Origin of the sequence: Acetobacter indonesiensis (genome assembly GCF_000963945.1) — a bacterium.
GTDB classification, from domain to species: domain Bacteria; phylum Pseudomonadota; class Alphaproteobacteria; order Acetobacterales; family Acetobacteraceae; genus Acetobacter; species Acetobacter indonesiensis.
In genome coordinates this window covers 175,238-191,727 of sequence record NZ_BAMW01000006.1, presented here as the reverse complement: position 1 = coordinate 191,727, position 16,490 = coordinate 175,238, and the positions used below count along the sequence as shown (strand labels likewise).

Below are 16,490 nucleotides of genomic sequence, written 5' to 3'. Positions count from 1 at the left end.
TCTGCCGCCACTGTTCAAAGAAACGGGGCGGTTGCGTTGCGGTATAAAGAGTGCTGGCCCCGTTGATAAGCGCCAGCGCGCAGAATTGCACGTAAAATCCTCACAAGGCACCTACAACCAGACATGACAGTGTGATGACACACCCCGCCATGCCTGCTTCAAGCCCTGCACATTGGACACCCGATCAGCTTGGAATTAAGGATCATTCTCAATATAGAGTGTCTCTCGTCTGTCTGAGCAGGATGATCCGAACCGTGCGCCTGAACCAGCTTCCCCTTCGCACTGCGGGTGTGATTGATCACGTTGAAGCCCTTTCCCCAACCGATGCCATCGCGCAACGGTTGGGTGAGCTTGGTTTTGTGCCGGGTGAACCTGTGAAAGTCATTGCCTTCGGTCCGCTGGGGGGCGACCCGATGGCAGTTGAAATCGGCTTTACGCGCTTTGCCCTGCGCCAGTCTGAAGCGCAGCGCATTGTTCTTCAGGCCGAAGTCCCGGTCCTCCCCCACGCAGCCTGCCCTGCTCACCCCCATGAACACACGCTGGTTGACGCTGATGTATCGCCTTGTGCATCACAGCCTGCGTCCTTACACCAGCCCTCCGTGGCCGAGCCCCTTGTATGACTGACCTTTCCCCGCTGCGCATTGCGCTGGTTGGCAACCCCAACTGCGGCAAAACCGCCCTTTTCAATCAACTGACCGGCAGCCGCCAGAAAGTCGCCAACTACGCGGGCGTTACGGTTGAGCGCAAAGCTGGTCGCCTGATCACCCCAGCGGGCCGGCGCGTGCAGGTGCTTGACCTGCCGGGCACCTATAGTCTGGCAGCCACCAGCCCCGATGAAGCCGTAACACGCGATGTATGCCGCGGTGTCTATAAAGGCGAACCCGCGCCTGACCTGATTGTCAGCGTGGTGGCCGCCACCAATTTGCGCCTGCATCTGCGGTTTATGCTCGAACTGCGTCAGCTTGGCCGCCCCATGATAGTGGTGCTCAATATGATTGACGCCATCAGCAAGCAGGGTTTGAGCATTGATCTGCCCCGGCTTCAGGCCGAACTCGGCGTGCCTGTTGTCTCTGCCGTGGGGGTAAAACGTGGCGGAGCGCAGAATATTCTCGCCGCGCTTGATGCGCCTCCTCCTCCGCCACCAACCCCGTTACCCGATGGCACGGATCTGCACGCTGAGGTTCGGCGTCTTATGGGGCTGTGTGTTGCACGCACATCGGAACGACAGCAGGCGTTTGAAGAAAAAATGGACCGCTGGGTGCTGCACCCGGTGTGGGGCATGCTCATTCTGTTTGTGCTGCTGTTCATTATGTTTCAGGCCGTTTTCTCCTGGGCGCAGCCGTTTATGGACCTGCTGGACAACGGGATGAAAAGTCTGGGAGATCTGATCGGAGCCCTTCTGCCAGAAGGCGCGCTTCGCAGTCTTGTGGTTGATGGCATTATTGCCGGTGCAGGGACGGTGATTGTGTTTCTGCCCCAGATTCTCATTCTGTTTTTATGGATTCTGGCACTGGAAGAATCCGGCTATCTGCCGCGCGCTGCGTTCATGCTGGATAAACTGATGGCGTCTGCCGGGTTAAGCGGCCGGTCCTTTATTCCGCTTCTGTCCAGCTTTGCCTGTGCGGTGCCCGGCATTATGTCCACCCGCACCATCCAGAACCCGCGCGACCGGATGGTGACTATCTTGATCGCCCCGCTCATGACGTGCTCTGCGCGGTTGCCGGTATATGCCCTGCTAATTGGGGCTTTTGTGCCAGCCCGCAGACTGGGGGGCATTTTCAATGTGCAGGGACTGGTGCTGTTTGCACTCTATGGGGCCGCCATTCTCAGCGCCTTGATTGTTGCCCGCGTGCTGAAACGGCATGACACGGATGAACACCCGCTTTTGCTTGAACTCCCCAACTATCGCCTGCCGGGCCTTCATAGTCTGGCTATTGAGTTGTGGCAGCGGGCGCGTATTTTCCTCTCACGCGTTGGGACCATTATTGTTACGCTGAGTGTGCTGTTGTGGGCACTTTCCAGCTTCCCGGCCCCACCTGTAGGGGCTGTCGGCCCTGCCATTGATTACAGTCTTGCCGGGCGTATCGGGCATCTGATGCTGCCATTCTTTCAGCCTATTGGCTTTAACTGGCAGATCTGTGTTGCCCTTATTCCCGGTCTGGCCGCACGGGAAGTTGCTGTCAGCGCGTTGGCGACAGTCTATTCTGTTGGTGCATCGGAAACGGATGCCGCATCCCAGCTTGCACCGCTGCTGTCTGCTCAATGGAGCCTTGCAACGGCGTTCTCTTTGCTGGCATGGTATGTGTATGCACCGCAGTGCTTTTCCACACTGGCAGTCATCCGGCGTGAAACCGGGTCATGGCGTCTGGTCTGGGTGACGGCAGCTTACCTGTTCGGCATGGCTTATGCGGCATCTTTTCTTGCGTATCATATCACCCGACTAATCGGCGGATAACAGGAGGACTCCTGTGACACAGATTATCGTTGTTAGCCTGATTGTCGTTTTATGCGGCGGCTACTGGCTTCAGAAACTGGCCCCCACAGCCATGATTCCGTTCTGGCGAACCCTTGCGGGTCTGTTGCGCAAGACCAGCACATTTACGGGGCTGCGCAGCAAGGCCGAGCGACTGGCCACGCCCAACGGTGCCAGCACCGGTTGCGGGGGATGCAAAGGGTGTGACTCAAAAGGCGGGGGCTGCCATTAGGCTTCTGGCTTGACGCCTGCGGTTATCTTGCCGCTGCCTAGCCGACTGGTTGCTTGAAGGGTAAGACTTACCTCATGCAAGCTTCCGCCTCATCCCCTACGCATACTTCCACGCCAATGCGTTTTCTGCCTGTTGGCACCCTTATGGCTGTCGGGATGATTTTTGGCCTGACCTATGGCCTAAGCGCTCCGCTTTTCACATTGGAACTGGTGGCGCGCGGGTATGGGGCACAGTTCATTGCCGCAAATGCCATGATGCATGCCATAGGCGTGCTAGGCATAGCCCCTTTTCTGCCACGGATTGCAGCCCATTTCGGCCCGCGCCGCCCTTTGGCATTGGCGCTTGCGGTCATCACCGCTGTCCTGCTGCTTTTACCGCTTGTGCCGTCCATATGGTTCTGGTTTCCGCTACGGCTTGCATTGGGTGCAGCAACCGAAATCCTGCTTATTCTGTCTGAAAGCTGGCTGAATCAGATTACTGATGACCGTACCCGTACGCGCACCATGGGGCTTTATAGCGCCATGCTGTCACTGGGGTTTGCGCTTGGCCCGCTTATTCTTGCGGTTGCCGGGCGGCAAGGCTTTGTTCCTTACGTCCTGAGTGCCAGCCTTGTTCTGGCAGCGCTTTTTCTGGTCTGTATGCCCTGGATGCATGCACCAAAGCTGGAACGCGCAACACATTCTGGCCTGTGGCGTTACATCATGCTGGCCCCCATCGCAATCGGTATCACGCTTCTTATGGCCATGCTGGAAGCCGCAGGGTCGTCCTTCCTGACCCTCTATGCCCTCCGCAACGGCTGGAGCGAGCAAGCGGCCACCCTACTGCTGTCCGTCATGCTGCTAGGTGCCATTACTCTGCAATTTCCGCTTGGCTGGCTGGGGGACCGGATGAACCGCCGCCATGTCATGATTGGTCTGGGCACAGCATCCTGTCTGGGGGCTTTGCTCTGGCCATGGGGGATTACCCATCAACCGTGGGCCTATGCCCTGCTGTTTGTGTGGGACGGCCTGTTTGCCGCCATGTACACCCTCGCCATGTCCGTGGTGGGCAGTCGTTTTTCAGGCGGAAATCTGGTTTCTATCTACGCCGCGACTTCTCTGGCATGGGGGGTTGGGGCTTTCATTGGGCCAGAAGCGGCAGGCACAGCCATAGATTTAACCCCCCACGGCCTGCCCTACTTCGTCTCACTAGCGTGTGGTCTGTTTACGCTTCTGCCCTTTTTTCTGAAAAAAAGTGCTTAAGACATGCGTTCTTTGGTAGCTCCCCACTTTTGGAGTCACCCTTACGACGTGTGATCCAGATGCAGCTGCGAGCACGAGGAGACAGAGCCGCTTCAGGCCGTCTATCGTGGTTTCGCTAACGCTTACCCCGAGCATTACTGAACCTGAATATACCAGTTACTTGTCCAGAATCGGCCTTGTGGTGTGCTGACCTGAAGTTTGATCACATCCAACCCGCGATACCCTTTGGCCGGTTGGTAAACCAGCTTCACCCCATCTGCCGGGTGCATGTTGCAGGCATAAACCTGTGATCCTTTGGGGTAGCGCGGATAAACCTGCGCCTGCTGCACGCTGGCCTTTCCATGCGTCGGGCCTGAAAGCAGGCTGATGCGATAGAACCCCCTGACAGAGCAATCAGGGTTCAGATCAACCCAGTTATTCAACTCGTTCGGTGCATCAGCTTTGGCACTGTATTCGACAACAAAATGAGTGCCATTGGCACTGTGTGGATTATTACCTTGCACAATCATGGTGCGGTTTGTGGTGCATCCAGCCAAGGCCAGAACAGCTACGCCACCACACACTATCTGCCGTATCATACCACCCTCCGCGCTGCGGTTATGCTGATGCAGGCTAGACAGACTATTTCGGCATCAGCAACGCACGTCTGCATGAGCATAACCAGACTACGGGCGTCGCATTCAGCATCGACAGGCCAGAGCTATTCTGAAAACAACAGCAGAAACCTGTTCTGGTTAATATCGCCTTACGCCGGGCCTGCGCCCTGCGTGTTGACCTGTAGCCTGTAAAGGGATTCGCCTGCGCACATGAACAGCCAGTTCCGTTTTGGGCCACCAAAAGCGAGGTTTGAGACACCGTGCGGCAGACGGATACGGCCTATCAGATGCCCTTCTGGGTTAAAGACAAACACCCCACACAGCCCCAACGGGCCGCCTGCACCGCACCACAGATTACCGTAGATGTCGGCCTTCATCCCGTCTGGCCCCATCTGCACGCCTTGAAAGCGCATATTGGTCAACAGTCGGGGGTTAGCCAGAGTGGTGTCTTTCTGCACATCAAACACATGAATGGCCTGATCGCCCTCATGCCCGTTGGCACCCACCTGACGCCCTGACGAAATTGCATAAAGTTTTTTATGGTCAGGCGAAAAACACAGCCCGTTCGGGTTGGGAAGCTGAGCCTGCGTCAGCACCGCCTCAATCCGGCCTGACGGGTCTACACGGAACGTATGGTCAGCCTGACGCTTGTTGCCGCCAATCTCTCCAATCAGTTCCTCACCAATGCGCCAGCGGATCTTGCCATCCGGATTACCTTCACCGCCCGGTTCATCTGCATGGCCTTCAGTAAAGCTGGCCCCGTAGCCGGGGTCTGTAAACCAGATGCTGCCATCGGGGTGCACCACAACATCGTTCGGGGAATTCAGCGGACGGCCTTCATACCGATCAGCCACAACATGCACCGATCCGTCATGTTCCCACCGGATAACCCGACGCAGAAAATGTTCGCAGGAGAGTTGCCGACCCTGATAATCAAAGGTGTTGCCGTTCGAGTGGTAGGATTCCGGGCGAAAAACCGTGATTTCTCCCGTTTCCCACAAATAGCGATATTGGCGGCTAGTTACTGTATCGCTGAATAGCAGATACCGGCCTTCAGCAGACCAAGCTGGGCCTTCCAGCCACGTTCCTTTGTCCCAGACACGGTGCACTGTGGCCGCACTGAACAACAGGTCCCGAAAAGACCGATCAATAATCAGCACATCCGGGTCAGGCGTGAAAGATGGCGGCGCGCCAGGCCCCCATTGGCGTGGCGGATTTGTCGTAACATCTGGTGGCCGCACGGTTTCTGCCACATCAGGCGCGGGGGCCGCGCCCGTTACGGCTAACCCCACAGAAAGCCCACCCAGCCCCTGCAATAGTCTGCGGCGCGGCATATATCCGGGGGCTGGCTTCATCCGTTCGTCTCCTGCCTTCTGCCATCTCATTCTGGCGGGGAAATACCGTGCCATGCAGCCTGTGTCACCCGACAGTTCCGCACCGCGCCCCAGACAATAAGGCATGAAGCGCGGCACAGGTTGGGGTTGGTTTAGGGAATTTTTGCCACACGCAACAAGTTGGTTGATCCCGCAACACCAAAGGGCACACCCGCTGCAATGACAATCGAATTGCCTGCGCTGCCTACTTTGGCATGCGCCACAACGTCCTGCGCGGTTTCAACCATTTCTTCCACGCTGGTGACTTTCTTGCGCTCGTCGCTCACAAAAGCCCGGACACCCCAGACCAACGCCATACGGCGTGCGGCCTCATGGGTGGGGGTGACACCCAGAACCGGGCAAAGCGGGCGTTCGCGTGCAATGCGGAAGGCTGTCGCCCCACGATGCGTGTAGGCAACAATGGCAGCGGCCTTAATGGTGTCAGCCACCTGCTGGGCAGCGCTGGCAATCGCATCTGCCACGTAGTCTTCAGGGGCAAGGCGAGCAATGGCCATGGAGGCCTGCCATTCCGGGTCCTGCTCAATGCGCCAGATAATCCGATTCATAATCTGCACAGCTTCGCGCGGGTATTGCCCGGCAGCTGATTCAGCAGACAGCATGACGGCATCCGCCCCATCAAACACCGCTGTGGCTACGTCTGATGCCTCGGCGCGGGTTGGGGTTGGGGCTGAAATCATGCTTTCCAACATCTGGGTGGCCACCACCACCGGTTTGCCCAGCTTGCGCGCCATGCGGATAATCCGCTTCTGGGCCAGTGGCACGTTTTCTGGCGGTAATTCGACCCCTAGATCCCCACGCGCCACCATAACGGCATCTGTCAGTTCCAGAATGGCCGCCAGATTATCCATCGCCTGCGGTTTTTCCAGCTTCACCAACAGATTGGCGCGTTCTCCAATCAGGCTGCGGGCTTCGCTGACATCTTCCGGGCGCTGCACGAAGGAAAGGGCCACATAATCAACCCCCAGACCCAGTGCGAAATCGAGATCTCGCCGGTCCTTGGCCGTCAGGGCGGGAATGGGCAGCGTTACGTCAGGGACATTAACCCCCTTATGGTTGGAGAGAACGCCACCCACTTCAACACGCGTTTCAAGCCAGTCTGGCCCCACTTTTTCAACCACAACCGCCAGCTTGCCGTCATCCATCAACAGACGGCTGCCCGGCTTTGCGACACTGATAATTTCAGGGTGCGGCAGACGAACGCGGGTTTCATCTCCCGGTTCTTCTGACAGATCAAACCGGAAGGATGCTCCCGGCTTCAACGTCACCTTGCCATCTGCAAACGGGCCAACCCGCAGCTTTGGCCCCTGCATATCTGCCAGAATACCAATCGGTTCACCCAGTTCGGCCTCTACGCGGCGTACAATGGCATGACGTGCAGCATGGTCTTCATGCGTGCCGTGGGAAAAATTGAATCGAAACACATCGGCCCCTGCCAGAGCCAGATCACGGATTGTCTCGTAATCGGATGATACCGGGCCGAGCGTTGCCACAATCTTGGTTCGGCAGTGTAACGCGTGAGTTGTTGGCATGATCTGTTCTGTTCCTTTCAGCCCGCCGCCGGTCTTCAGGAGGGGGAGATCGCTTCCTCCGCGTCCACACCCCAGATCGCACGACGGGAAATCCAGCCGTTATATTGTTTGACTGACACCTTGCACCAGTCAGACCCGGCCGCACATTCCTTAACTGACCCGACTGTACCCGGTTTCAGAATAGCGACAACAGCCGCGTCCGTGCTGGCGCTGGCATAAAGCGGCACTGCACCCACAACGTTTTTGGCATCAGCTGCTGTCGCGACCGTCCCAAGCACGCGGGTATCCATATGCCCGGACGGCGGAATTTTAACGCCGTTTTTGTCTGTTTTCTCCGGGATCGGGGTTTCATCACCCGGTGGTTCCCCCGGTATCAGGAAGTCACGCCCGCCAGAAATTGTGGCCTGCTGCACCCACCCTTTCTGGCCGGTCGGGTCCTCCACCAGACGCCACACATCAAATTCGCGTTCAATGCGCATCGGCATGCCACGACGATGGTACACCCACAGGATGGGGAACCGACGGCCCGGCCCAGCCCGCATGTTTACTTCATCAGCCCGCAGGGACGCATAGCGCGGCAAGGGCAGACCCGTCACCGTGCCTTTCGGTGGTTCGGGCGGCGTTGCTGCGGGGGCAGCAGCCGCATCTGTTGGTGCAGCAGCCGCAGCACCGGCGGCGGCTGCCCCGGCAGCGGTCCCCGCGGCCGCAGTTGCCGCTTTATGTTTGTCTATATGGTGTGCAGCCCCATGTGTGGCTGCGGCATGATGTGCTTTACCTTTTGCATCATGCGTCTTGGCATCATGATGGGCATGCTTGCCTGACGCTTCTTTCTGGCTTGCGCTGTCCTTTGCCGCTTTTTTGGTAGCAGCCTTTTTCTTGGCTGCTACGTCGTGGGTCGCGGCACCAGAATGAGCGTGGTGTTTATGCGCATCGGACTTCTTATCCGCCGCCATGGCACCAGACAGGACAAACACGCAGCCTGCAACGCAGGACAACAACTGAAACCGGAAGGTTGAAGGCAATCTGAACATCATGGCTGCATCCCTGCCAAGAGAGGGCTGTCACGGCAAGAGGTTTGCAGATATCAGCCAGTTGCCCGCCACCATAAACCCATGTGCTTCCTTAGAAAACAGCCAGACGCGCTTCAGCCGAACTCTCCAGAAATGTTGGCAGGCCGACTACGGCCACACCCGGTAACAGCGCATCTTCCGCAACGCGCATGGCTTTCAAACCGGAGTCGCAGACCATCAGGGTCACGTCCTCCATCTCCGTCAAAGCGGTACGAAGGGTCTCTACCCCTGCCACGCCAGCTTCCTGCCGCCCAACATCACGTTCCGGTTGCTCCAACCCGTCCCATTTCTCACAAAAAGCCGTAACCCCGGCCCCCATGCCAAACAGCAACACCTGCTGCCCAAGGGCACTGGCTGTCACTGCCAGCATCAGGGCAGCATGAACCCGTTCATACCCTGCCTCAACCATCATAATCGCAAGGTCATACGGCCCACCTTCTGCATGTGCCGCAGCCGCTGAGAGACCTGACACACCCGATAAAGGGCCAATAGACGCCTGATGATGTGACGTGCGTGGCGGCGTGTGAGAACCGGTAGAAGATGTGCTCATGCGGATAGGTCCTGCTGGGCACCACAGACGGAACAAGTCGGGTCCCGTCGCAGCGCGATGGTGGTGAAACGCGTGGCCAGAGCATCCCACATCAGCAATCGCCCGGCCAGTGACGTTCCGATGTCGAGCAATTCTTTCAGGGCTTCCGTGGCCTGTAAGGTCCCCATCACGCCGGTAACAGCACCAAAGACACCGGCCTCACCACAACTCAGTCCGTCCGCCACACCATCGGTTTCGGGGTAGAGACAATGATAACAAGGTCCGCCTTCTGCGGGCTTGAAGGTTGAAAGCTGTCCCTCAAACCGCTGAACAGCAGCAGAAACCAGTGGCTTTCCCGCCCTGACACACGCGGCATTCACCAGATAGCGTGTGCTGAAATTATCGCAGCCGTCACACACCAGATCATAGCGTTGCACCAGATTATCGACGGTTTCGGCTCCCAAGCGCATGGGCCATGTTTCGATGGTTACTTCGGGATTCAGTGCTTCCAGCCGTGTGCGGGCGGAGTCAACTTTCAACGCTCCTACAGCATCAGTGACATGCACAATCTGTCGCTGAAGGTTGGAAAGTTCGACGACATCATCATCAACAAGCCCGATCCGCCCGACCCCGGCAGCAGCCAGATACAGCGCAACTGGCGCACCCAGCCCCCCTGCACCAATAATCAGCACGGAAGAAGCTCGTAGTTTCGCCTGCCCGGTTCCCCCTACTTCAGGCAACAGGATGTGGCGGGAATAGCGTTGAATTTCGTCTTCAGTGAACTCTAGCGCCATGTGTCATATCCTTTTCGGCAAGAGCCGAGCCAAAACGCCCGATTTTGCCTGCGTTTTAAGCACTCGGCAGCGCACTGTCATATCTTGAAATAAATATGACAAATTGGTCATGAAACTATGCATGGGTGCCATGCGTCTGCTATGAGTAAATTACCATTCGAGCATACGAGGATTGCATAATATGATTGCCCTTCCCACACCCGGACGCTTTGCCCGGCCAGCCAGTCTGCCCCCGCGCCAGACCGCGCGGAAAGTGTGTGTTGGAGCATCAGCCCTTGCTTTTGGCCTCTATCTTGCCTCCCCTTTTGTAACGCTCTGGACAGTTGGGGCCTCACTTCAGTCTCATGATATGACCACGCTTGGGAGTGTCATTAACTGGGGGTCGCTTGATGCGTCCATCAAGCAGCAGGCTTTGTCCGGCATGCATCTGTTACAGCCCGCAGCGGAGGATTTGCCAGAATTTGGTACGTCCTTTGCTAGCACTGCCGTGTCTAACGCTGTTGATGTCAACGTGACGCAGGCAAATCTTGGCACGCTGGTTGATGAAGCCATGCCTGTAACCTTGCCCGCCCATCAGCCTGCGCCCTCTTTTTCCTCCCTGATTAGCAAGGCGTCGTTCCGATTTGCCCGGATTGATCAATTTGAAGCTGACCTACCTCTCCCGGGGCATGAAGCCGAAACACCGCTGAAAATTGAAATGCGCATTCAGGGTTGGCGCTGGAAAGTGACGAAAGTGACCTTCCCGACCCAACGTCAGCCAACACTTACAGCCTCGGTCAGCCCCTCTAACGCCTGACGCTGCTCAAATAGCTCACAGCACGCTTTCGCTGTTGAGCGATTTAGACTTTCATCTACCGTCTTCAAGAAAAAAGGCTGCCCAGCACTTAGCCGGACAGCCTTTTTCATTTTAGGCCTATCTCTGCTGGCAGCAGTTATAGACCTTATTTTTCTGCGGGCAGATCTTCTTCCAGCAGCACCATATTGATGGCGTAGGAAACCTCGCCTTCATCATCGTCACGGTGAATCGTGCCGATCACTTCACCATTCACAGCCAGTTCGACAGACATGCCAGCACGCGGGGGCGGGTTGACCGTCAGGCCAGCAGAACCAAGCAGGCGACGCAGCGCTGTCTGCAGGCGGGTAATTTCAGAAGGAGAAGGGGTGCTTCCGCTCATGGGGACTCAATCCTCGGGGGTATGGTTTTACTATCAGAGCCAGAACGCAGGCTGCATCTGGCAAACGCCCACCCCTGTGTTTTTCACCCGGGCGGACTGTCCTGTTCCCTGACCAATCGCGCCCGCTATAGGCTACCTATTGGCTCCGCCGCAACCTTTCCGTGTGATTGCCTTCTGCGCGCCATTTTCTGCCGGATAGTATAACGCCAGCGTTACTCCAACCTCGTAAAAGCACCGAACCACGCTTTGTGTGGTTCATAACCGCACATCACAGCGTTTTACCAGAAAGGAGACCGACCCCATGCGCCTTGCTCGTCTTTCGGCCCTCTTTCTTCTTCTGGCCGGTGCTGGGGGAGCCTTTTCCCTAACGCTGCGTGACCAACCGCTGGAAGCCGTCCCGCATGAGGCTGCCGAATCTCCGTCTTCCCATCTGCTGCATATGATTGAGACAGATGGTGCCCGTCAGACAGCAGAGACACTGAACAAAACCCACAAATGGTCAGAAGTGCGTCTGGCTGTTGCTAGCGGGCAGCCAGATACGGCCCGTGTCGTGCCTGCGTTGATGCCATTGGCAGATGCAACCACAGCCCGTTCGCTTCAGCAGGCCATGCGCCATGCGTTGCCGCTTTATCCTGCCGTTGTTCTGGCTTCTACATCGCAGAACAAAGGCTCTTATTTTACAACGCAGGCTGTATGCTCAGCCAAGGGCATGTCACGCTCCTGGCAGATACGGGCCAGAAATGCCGTCACGGCCCTGCACGATATTCACCTTTCCGTGCGTGCAGACACCTGTCTGAAGGCTCTAACTGGCCAAAACGCACCCTAAAATTTCTATACGGCTTCCATTGTTACAACAAAAATGAGGAAATCCCTGTGTGTCGCAGTTTTCTGCGACATTCCGTCATGTGCGTGAATGACGCAGTTCCCGTTAAATCGTATTTTAAAATTTTTTTTCTACACGCAAAAGCGAGATGACATTTCGGCAAGATAGACATACGCATGGTGCAGACCAGAAAAAACCACAGAGCATAGCCGGTGATTTTTTACCTAACTATGCCACCAACCAAGGTCCCTGATCTGATGCACCGTATTTCTGCCAAGACCGAGCCTGTTGTTCAGTCAGTTACCTCTGCATTTCTGTCAGCCAGAGCCCACTCTGTCTGCGGCGTCGCCCGACTTACACCCGTCAGGCCAAGGTTTTCCTTCGCCTCCGTCTGAACCTGCCTTCAGGTTTTTCAGACAGCAGACAGTCTCCGGCACCGGCCCCAGAAATCCGGACGGAAAACTCTCTTTCCCAAACATGACTGTTCAAAGCTACGAACCATGGAAAATACCCGTACATCCATTTCCTGCCGTAATGCTCAGGGATATTTCTCATCCGCACTCACGCCTCTGGCGCTTGGCTCATTCAGTGTGCTGGCGCTCATGCTTTGCGCAGGCGCAGCGCGGGCTGAAACGTCGCCTAATACGTCGGTTATCCAACACCCCAGCGCCCCTGTTAATCATCCCAAGGCCGCATCTGTTCTGGTTGATCCGCATGGTGCGGCTCCCGCCCACCCGGAACCCATGAAACAGCCGGGCTTCTGGGATAACATGATGCTGCCACCACTCAGCAGCCGTCCGGAAGCCTATGGTCAGCCACAGTCTCTGGAACTAAAGCCGCTTCCTGCTGCTCTGCTGCATCAGGGGCCGTGGGGTATTTTCAACGCCAACACGGGGGCTGCTGCTGGTTTTGGTACCGTAGGTTACTATGCGGTGTCCCGCTGGGCAGAAGACTGGTCTAACCTGCGCGACAAACGTAACCGCATCGACTGGGCTGACCCACTGAAATATATTCCGTTCAATAATAGCGGGTCTATTTACCTGACATTGAGCGGCAACTTCCGTCATCACGGCTTCTATGATCAGCGCGCTGGTTTTGGGGCCACCAAAAAAGACCCGTCATACCGGTCTAACCTACGCTGGAATGCAGGGGCAGATTTGCATCTGGGCGAACATGTCCGTCTATATGGCGAGCTGATGAGCGCTCAGGCTGGTGGTATAAATTACTACGGCTACGCTGGCGGCAGATGGCGCAGCAAACTGGACGCCCAGCAGGCTTTCCTTGAAGTACGTGGACATGTGCTTGGTGCAACGGTGGGCGGCATGGTCGGGCGTATGACCTTCCTTGACGCTCCCCCTTACGTTACGGCAGGCAGCGTGTATCCGACTGTTCCTTATTCATGGAACGGTTTCCGAGGCTACGCTTTCTGGAAACGCTTCCGTATTGACGCTTTCGATCTGACGCTGACCAACAACGCCCCGACAACCGCGTTCCATGACCAGGTAGGTTGGCGCACACGCCTGTTTGGGGCTTATACGTCGTATGCTGTGCCCAATTTCACATTCATGGGCCGCAACAGTCAGGTTTTTGTTGATACCTTCTATCTGGGTTACATTCTGGCCAGCAACCCGATCCCAAGCCTGACGGGTACAGGCTCTATCGCGGGGTCCACACATCGTGACACGCCCGGAATGCGTATCTGGGGCAATACAGGACCACTTGAATTTTCACTGGGTGGCATGTGGCAGGGCGGTGAATTCCGTCCCGCAAAAAATGGCCCTACGCGCCCTGTATCCGCCTACTCTTTCAACGCACAGGTTTCATGGCGTTTTGCCAAATGGTGGGGACGTCCAGCCATCGGTATTCAGGCTGATGACATTTCCGGCGGTAATATGAACAAAAGCCAGACCGGTAGCTGGGGCAATTTCCTGTCACCCTTCGTGCCCTCTGCCTACTATCTGGATATGAGCACCTATATCGGCAACTCGAATATTATTGACGTTGGTCCTATCGCAACCATCGCCCCAACCCCCAATACCACCCTGCTGATGAAGGTTCCCGTCATCTGGCGTAACAGTGTGAATGACGCCATTTATGCCAACCCGACGGCCTTCTATAAATTCAGGCCACAGGGCGGTTACACTGCCACCATGCCACAGGCCAGCTTCACCTGGCGTGCCACACGCCACGTCACGCTCAGTATTGACGGAGAATACATTTTTGCCTCCAAGGCTATGATTAAGTCTGGTGCATCCTCAGGGGCCTATGTGCAAAGCAACCTTGAATTGACGTTCTGAAACGCTACGGCAGCCTGCATTAAAAAAGGTGCCCCTTCCTCCTTTCTGACTGCTCAAAGTAGGCATCCGGTTTTCAGGCCGGATGCCTTTTTCATATTGGTCGTCGCGTCACTCTCAGACTTTTCATTGTGTTCCTGCTCGCTCCCCTTCCCGCAATATCGTTACACCGTTGCATTTGCGGTTCATTCAGGGGCAGACAAGCCGCTGCGGGCATCGTATCCAAGAACATTCTGACCCTGCTGGCATCGGCCCTGCACCTGTTTGGCACTGGCCTGTGCCGGCTTTCACCGGTTCCTGTTTTATAACGACCACACATCGAGGCCTTTCGCGTATGACGCATTCCCTCTCCCCGCGAGAACTCACCCTGCGTGGGCTTATTCTCGGGGCTTTGATTACCGTCGTCTTCACGGCGTCAAATGTGTATCTGGGCCTGCGTATCGGGCTGACTTTTGCTTCGTCCATTCCCGCTGCCGTTATCTCAATGGCGGTGTTACGGGCTTTGGGTAATGGCACCATTCTTGAAAACAATATGGTGCAAAGTCAGGCTTCAGCTGCTGGCACCCTGTCTTGTGTATTCGCCACATTCCCCGGCCTGATTATGACGGGGTTATGGAGCAATTTTCCCTTCTGGCAGACCGCTGGTATTTCCCTGGCTGGCGGTATTGCCGGGGTGTTGTTTACCATTCCCTTGCGCCGCGCACTGGTCACAGAAAGTGCCCTGCCTTACCCGGAAGGCGTCGCCGCAGCTGAAATTCTGCGCGCTGGGGCTGATAAGGAAAACAGCAAAAGCCTGACCGCCCTGATTAGCGGTAGCGTGGTCGCGGCGCTGTTCACCTTTGCCAGCAACGGTCTGCGTTTGCTGGCAGACAGTGTCAGTGTCACAGCCAGCGCCGGAGCCGCCGTGTTTCAGGCTACAGGTGGCCTATCTCTTGCTTTGATCGGGGCTGGCTATCTGGTTGGGCTGGCTGGTGGATTAGCGATGTTGCTTGGGTGTATTCTGGCCTGGGGTTTTGGTGTGCCGTGGTTGACGGCCCATGTTCCGAACACGGACCATCTGACTGTCAGCGCATTTGCGCAATCCATGTGGCTGCATAAAGTTCGATTTATCGGAGCCGGTGCAATTGCCATGGCATCTGTGTGGACCCTTATTGAACTGATGGGCCCCGTGGCCCGTGGTTTACGCACCATGTTACGGGCCAGCCGTGACCCGTTAACGACTGAAAGTGACCGGGACCTCTCCCCGCGCGCCTTGATCGCCCTGTTGGTAGTAACTGTTCTTCTGTTGGGCGTGTTTTTTGCGGTATTTCTCTGGCCCGTAGCACATGGCATTTGGCCAGCCGTTACCGCTGCCGTTCTGTTCTGCATCGTGTTCGGGTTCATCATGGCGGCAGCGTGCGGCTATATGGCGGGTATTGTGGGGTCTTCCTCTTCCCCTATCTCCGGCATTGTGATTATCGCGGCCGTGCTTTCGGCTTTGATGATTCTGGGGCTGGAAGCACTTGGCCTGATGCCCGCTGAAATGATGGTTAACAACCAGACTTTGGCGACGGGTTTTACCATTCTGTTGCTGTCAGCCATTACTGCTATTGCCGCCATTTCCAATGATAACCTTCAGGATCTAAAAACAGGTCAGCTTGTTGGCGCATCCCCATGGAAACAGCAGGTCGCTTTGATTGCGGGCTGTGTTGTCGGCGCTGCTGTTATTCCCCCCGTGCTGAACATTCTGTATCAGGCTTATGGTTTTGCCGGTGCCATGCCACGCCCTGGTATGGACCCATCCCATGCCTTGTCAGCCCCGCAACCCGCGCTGATTTCGCTGATTGCAAAAGGTATTTTCACGGGCTCACTTGACTGGAGCATGCTGTCTCTTGGCATCGGACTAGGGGCTGCGCTGATTGTTGTGGATCTGCTGCTCCGCCGCCGCAAACTGTCTCTGCCGCCTCTGGGGGTTGCTGTCGGTATTTATCTGCCACCGTCTGTCAGTGTAACCTTGGCGGTCGGGGCCATCATGGGCTGGTTGCTGAAACGCCATTTGAACACCAAAAGAGCCAGCATTTCCACCACCACAGCGACAAGCGAGCATGATGCCTCCATCGGCACCATGCTGGCATCCGGTTTCATTGTCGGGGAAAGCCTGACCGGTGTTGCCCTTGCCATTCTTTCAGGCGCGTTGGGCAAGGACGATGCTTTGTCTTTGGCATCATGGCTGCCGGCACCAGTTACGTCTCTGCTTGGGTTTATTATCTTCTGTCTTATCTGCGTCTGGTTCTGCCGGAGTGTTTTAAAAACAGACCAGACAACCTGACGCCTTAATGCTTTCAAAACTGCTCCCCTTAT

At 56.4% G+C, this 16,490-nt stretch carries 15 protein-coding genes; 8 read left to right on the top strand and 7 right to left on the bottom strand.

Annotation, left to right across the window (positions count from 1 at the left end; all coding sequences use genetic code 11):
• The first annotated feature begins 134 nt into the window (after nucleotides 1-134).
• From Abin_RS16140 to Abin_RS02095, 4 genes are all read left to right on the top strand, one after another.
• Nucleotides 135-620 (top strand): FeoA family protein, encoded by a 486-nt coding sequence (locus tag Abin_RS16140; RefSeq protein WP_371862203.1) that lies wholly within the window; start codon nucleotides 135-137, stop codon nucleotides 618-620.
• Complete coding sequence (gene feoB, locus Abin_RS02105; RefSeq protein ID WP_048844686.1) at nucleotides 617-2,455, top strand: ferrous iron transport protein B; 1,839 nt, start codon at nucleotides 617-619, stop codon at nucleotides 2,453-2,455. Before Abin_RS16140 ends, feoB begins: the two co-directional genes overlap by 4 nt.
• Before the next feature lie 13 nt (nucleotides 2,456-2,468).
• Nucleotides 2,469-2,705: a DUF6587 family protein gene (locus tag Abin_RS02100; protein WP_048844685.1), complete on the top strand. Its 237-nt coding sequence runs from the start codon at nucleotides 2,469-2,471 to the stop codon at nucleotides 2,703-2,705.
• Nucleotides 2,706-2,779: 74 nt separating this feature from the next.
• Nucleotides 2,780-3,946, top strand: coding sequence for an MFS transporter (locus tag Abin_RS02095; protein ID WP_255319237.1), 1,167 nt, complete (start codon nucleotides 2,780-2,782; stop codon nucleotides 3,944-3,946).
• 134 nt (nucleotides 3,947-4,080) lie between these two features.
• Here Abin_RS02095 and Abin_RS02090 read toward each other — a convergent pair whose 3' ends face one another.
• From Abin_RS02090 to Abin_RS02065, 6 genes are all read right to left on the bottom strand, one after another.
• Complete coding sequence (locus tag Abin_RS02090) at nucleotides 4,081-4,524, bottom strand: hypothetical protein (RefSeq protein WP_048844683.1); 444 nt, start codon at nucleotides 4,522-4,524, stop codon at nucleotides 4,081-4,083.
• Between the two features lie 167 nt (nucleotides 4,525-4,691).
• Nucleotides 4,692-5,897, bottom strand: coding sequence for an SMP-30/gluconolactonase/LRE family protein (locus Abin_RS02085; RefSeq protein WP_048844682.1), 1,206 nt, complete (start codon nucleotides 5,895-5,897; stop codon nucleotides 4,692-4,694).
• 131 nt (nucleotides 5,898-6,028) lie between these two features.
• Complete coding sequence (pyk, locus tag Abin_RS02080) at nucleotides 6,029-7,465, bottom strand: pyruvate kinase (protein WP_048844681.1); 1,437 nt, start codon at nucleotides 7,463-7,465, stop codon at nucleotides 6,029-6,031.
• Nucleotides 7,466-7,500: 35 nt separating this feature from the next.
• Nucleotides 7,501-8,499, bottom strand: coding sequence for an SH3 domain-containing protein (locus Abin_RS02075; RefSeq protein WP_048844680.1), 999 nt, complete (start codon nucleotides 8,497-8,499; stop codon nucleotides 7,501-7,503).
• Nucleotides 8,500-8,587: 88 nt separating this feature from the next.
• Entirely contained in the window at nucleotides 8,588-9,085 is a 498-nt protein-coding gene (locus Abin_RS02070; protein ID WP_048844679.1) for a DsrE family protein, read from the bottom strand.
• Nucleotides 9,082-9,858: a HesA/MoeB/ThiF family protein gene (locus tag Abin_RS02065; protein ID WP_048844678.1), complete on the bottom strand. Its 777-nt coding sequence runs from the start codon at nucleotides 9,856-9,858 to the stop codon at nucleotides 9,082-9,084. The genes Abin_RS02070 and Abin_RS02065 overlap by 4 nt, the downstream gene beginning before the upstream one ends.
• A gap of 181 nt (nucleotides 9,859-10,039) precedes the next feature.
• On the opposite strand from Abin_RS02065, the gene Abin_RS02060 reads away from it, so the two are divergent.
• Nucleotides 10,040-10,654 (top strand): DUF2939 domain-containing protein, encoded by a 615-nt coding sequence (locus Abin_RS02060; protein WP_048844677.1) that lies wholly within the window; start codon nucleotides 10,040-10,042, stop codon nucleotides 10,652-10,654.
• Between the two features lie 145 nt (nucleotides 10,655-10,799).
• On the opposite strand, the gene Abin_RS02055 is transcribed toward Abin_RS02060, so the two are convergent.
• Nucleotides 10,800-11,033: a DUF3126 family protein gene (locus tag Abin_RS02055; RefSeq protein ID WP_048844676.1), complete on the bottom strand. Its 234-nt coding sequence runs from the start codon at nucleotides 11,031-11,033 to the stop codon at nucleotides 10,800-10,802.
• Between the two features lie 301 nt (nucleotides 11,034-11,334).
• Between Abin_RS02055 and Abin_RS02050 the strand changes: the two genes are divergently transcribed.
• The 3 genes from Abin_RS02050 (at nucleotide 11,335) to Abin_RS02040 (ending at nucleotide 16,458) form a co-directional block, all read left to right on the top strand.
• The gene (locus Abin_RS02050) at nucleotides 11,335-11,859 is read left to right on the top strand and encodes a hypothetical protein (protein WP_052948145.1); all 525 of its coding nucleotides are present in this window, start codon (nucleotides 11,335-11,337) and stop codon (nucleotides 11,857-11,859) included.
• A 599-nt stretch (nucleotides 11,860-12,458) separates the two neighbouring features.
• Nucleotides 12,459-14,153 carry an alginate export family protein gene (locus Abin_RS02045; protein ID WP_255319249.1) on the top strand — a complete coding sequence of 565 codons (1,695 nt, stop codon included), beginning with the start codon at nucleotides 12,459-12,461 and terminating at the stop codon, nucleotides 14,151-14,153.
• A 331-nt stretch (nucleotides 14,154-14,484) separates the two neighbouring features.
• The gene (locus tag Abin_RS02040) at nucleotides 14,485-16,458 is read left to right on the top strand and encodes an OPT family oligopeptide transporter (RefSeq protein ID WP_048844828.1); all 1,974 of its coding nucleotides are present in this window, start codon (nucleotides 14,485-14,487) and stop codon (nucleotides 16,456-16,458) included.
• The last annotated feature ends 32 nt before the right edge of the window (nucleotides 16,459-16,490 follow it).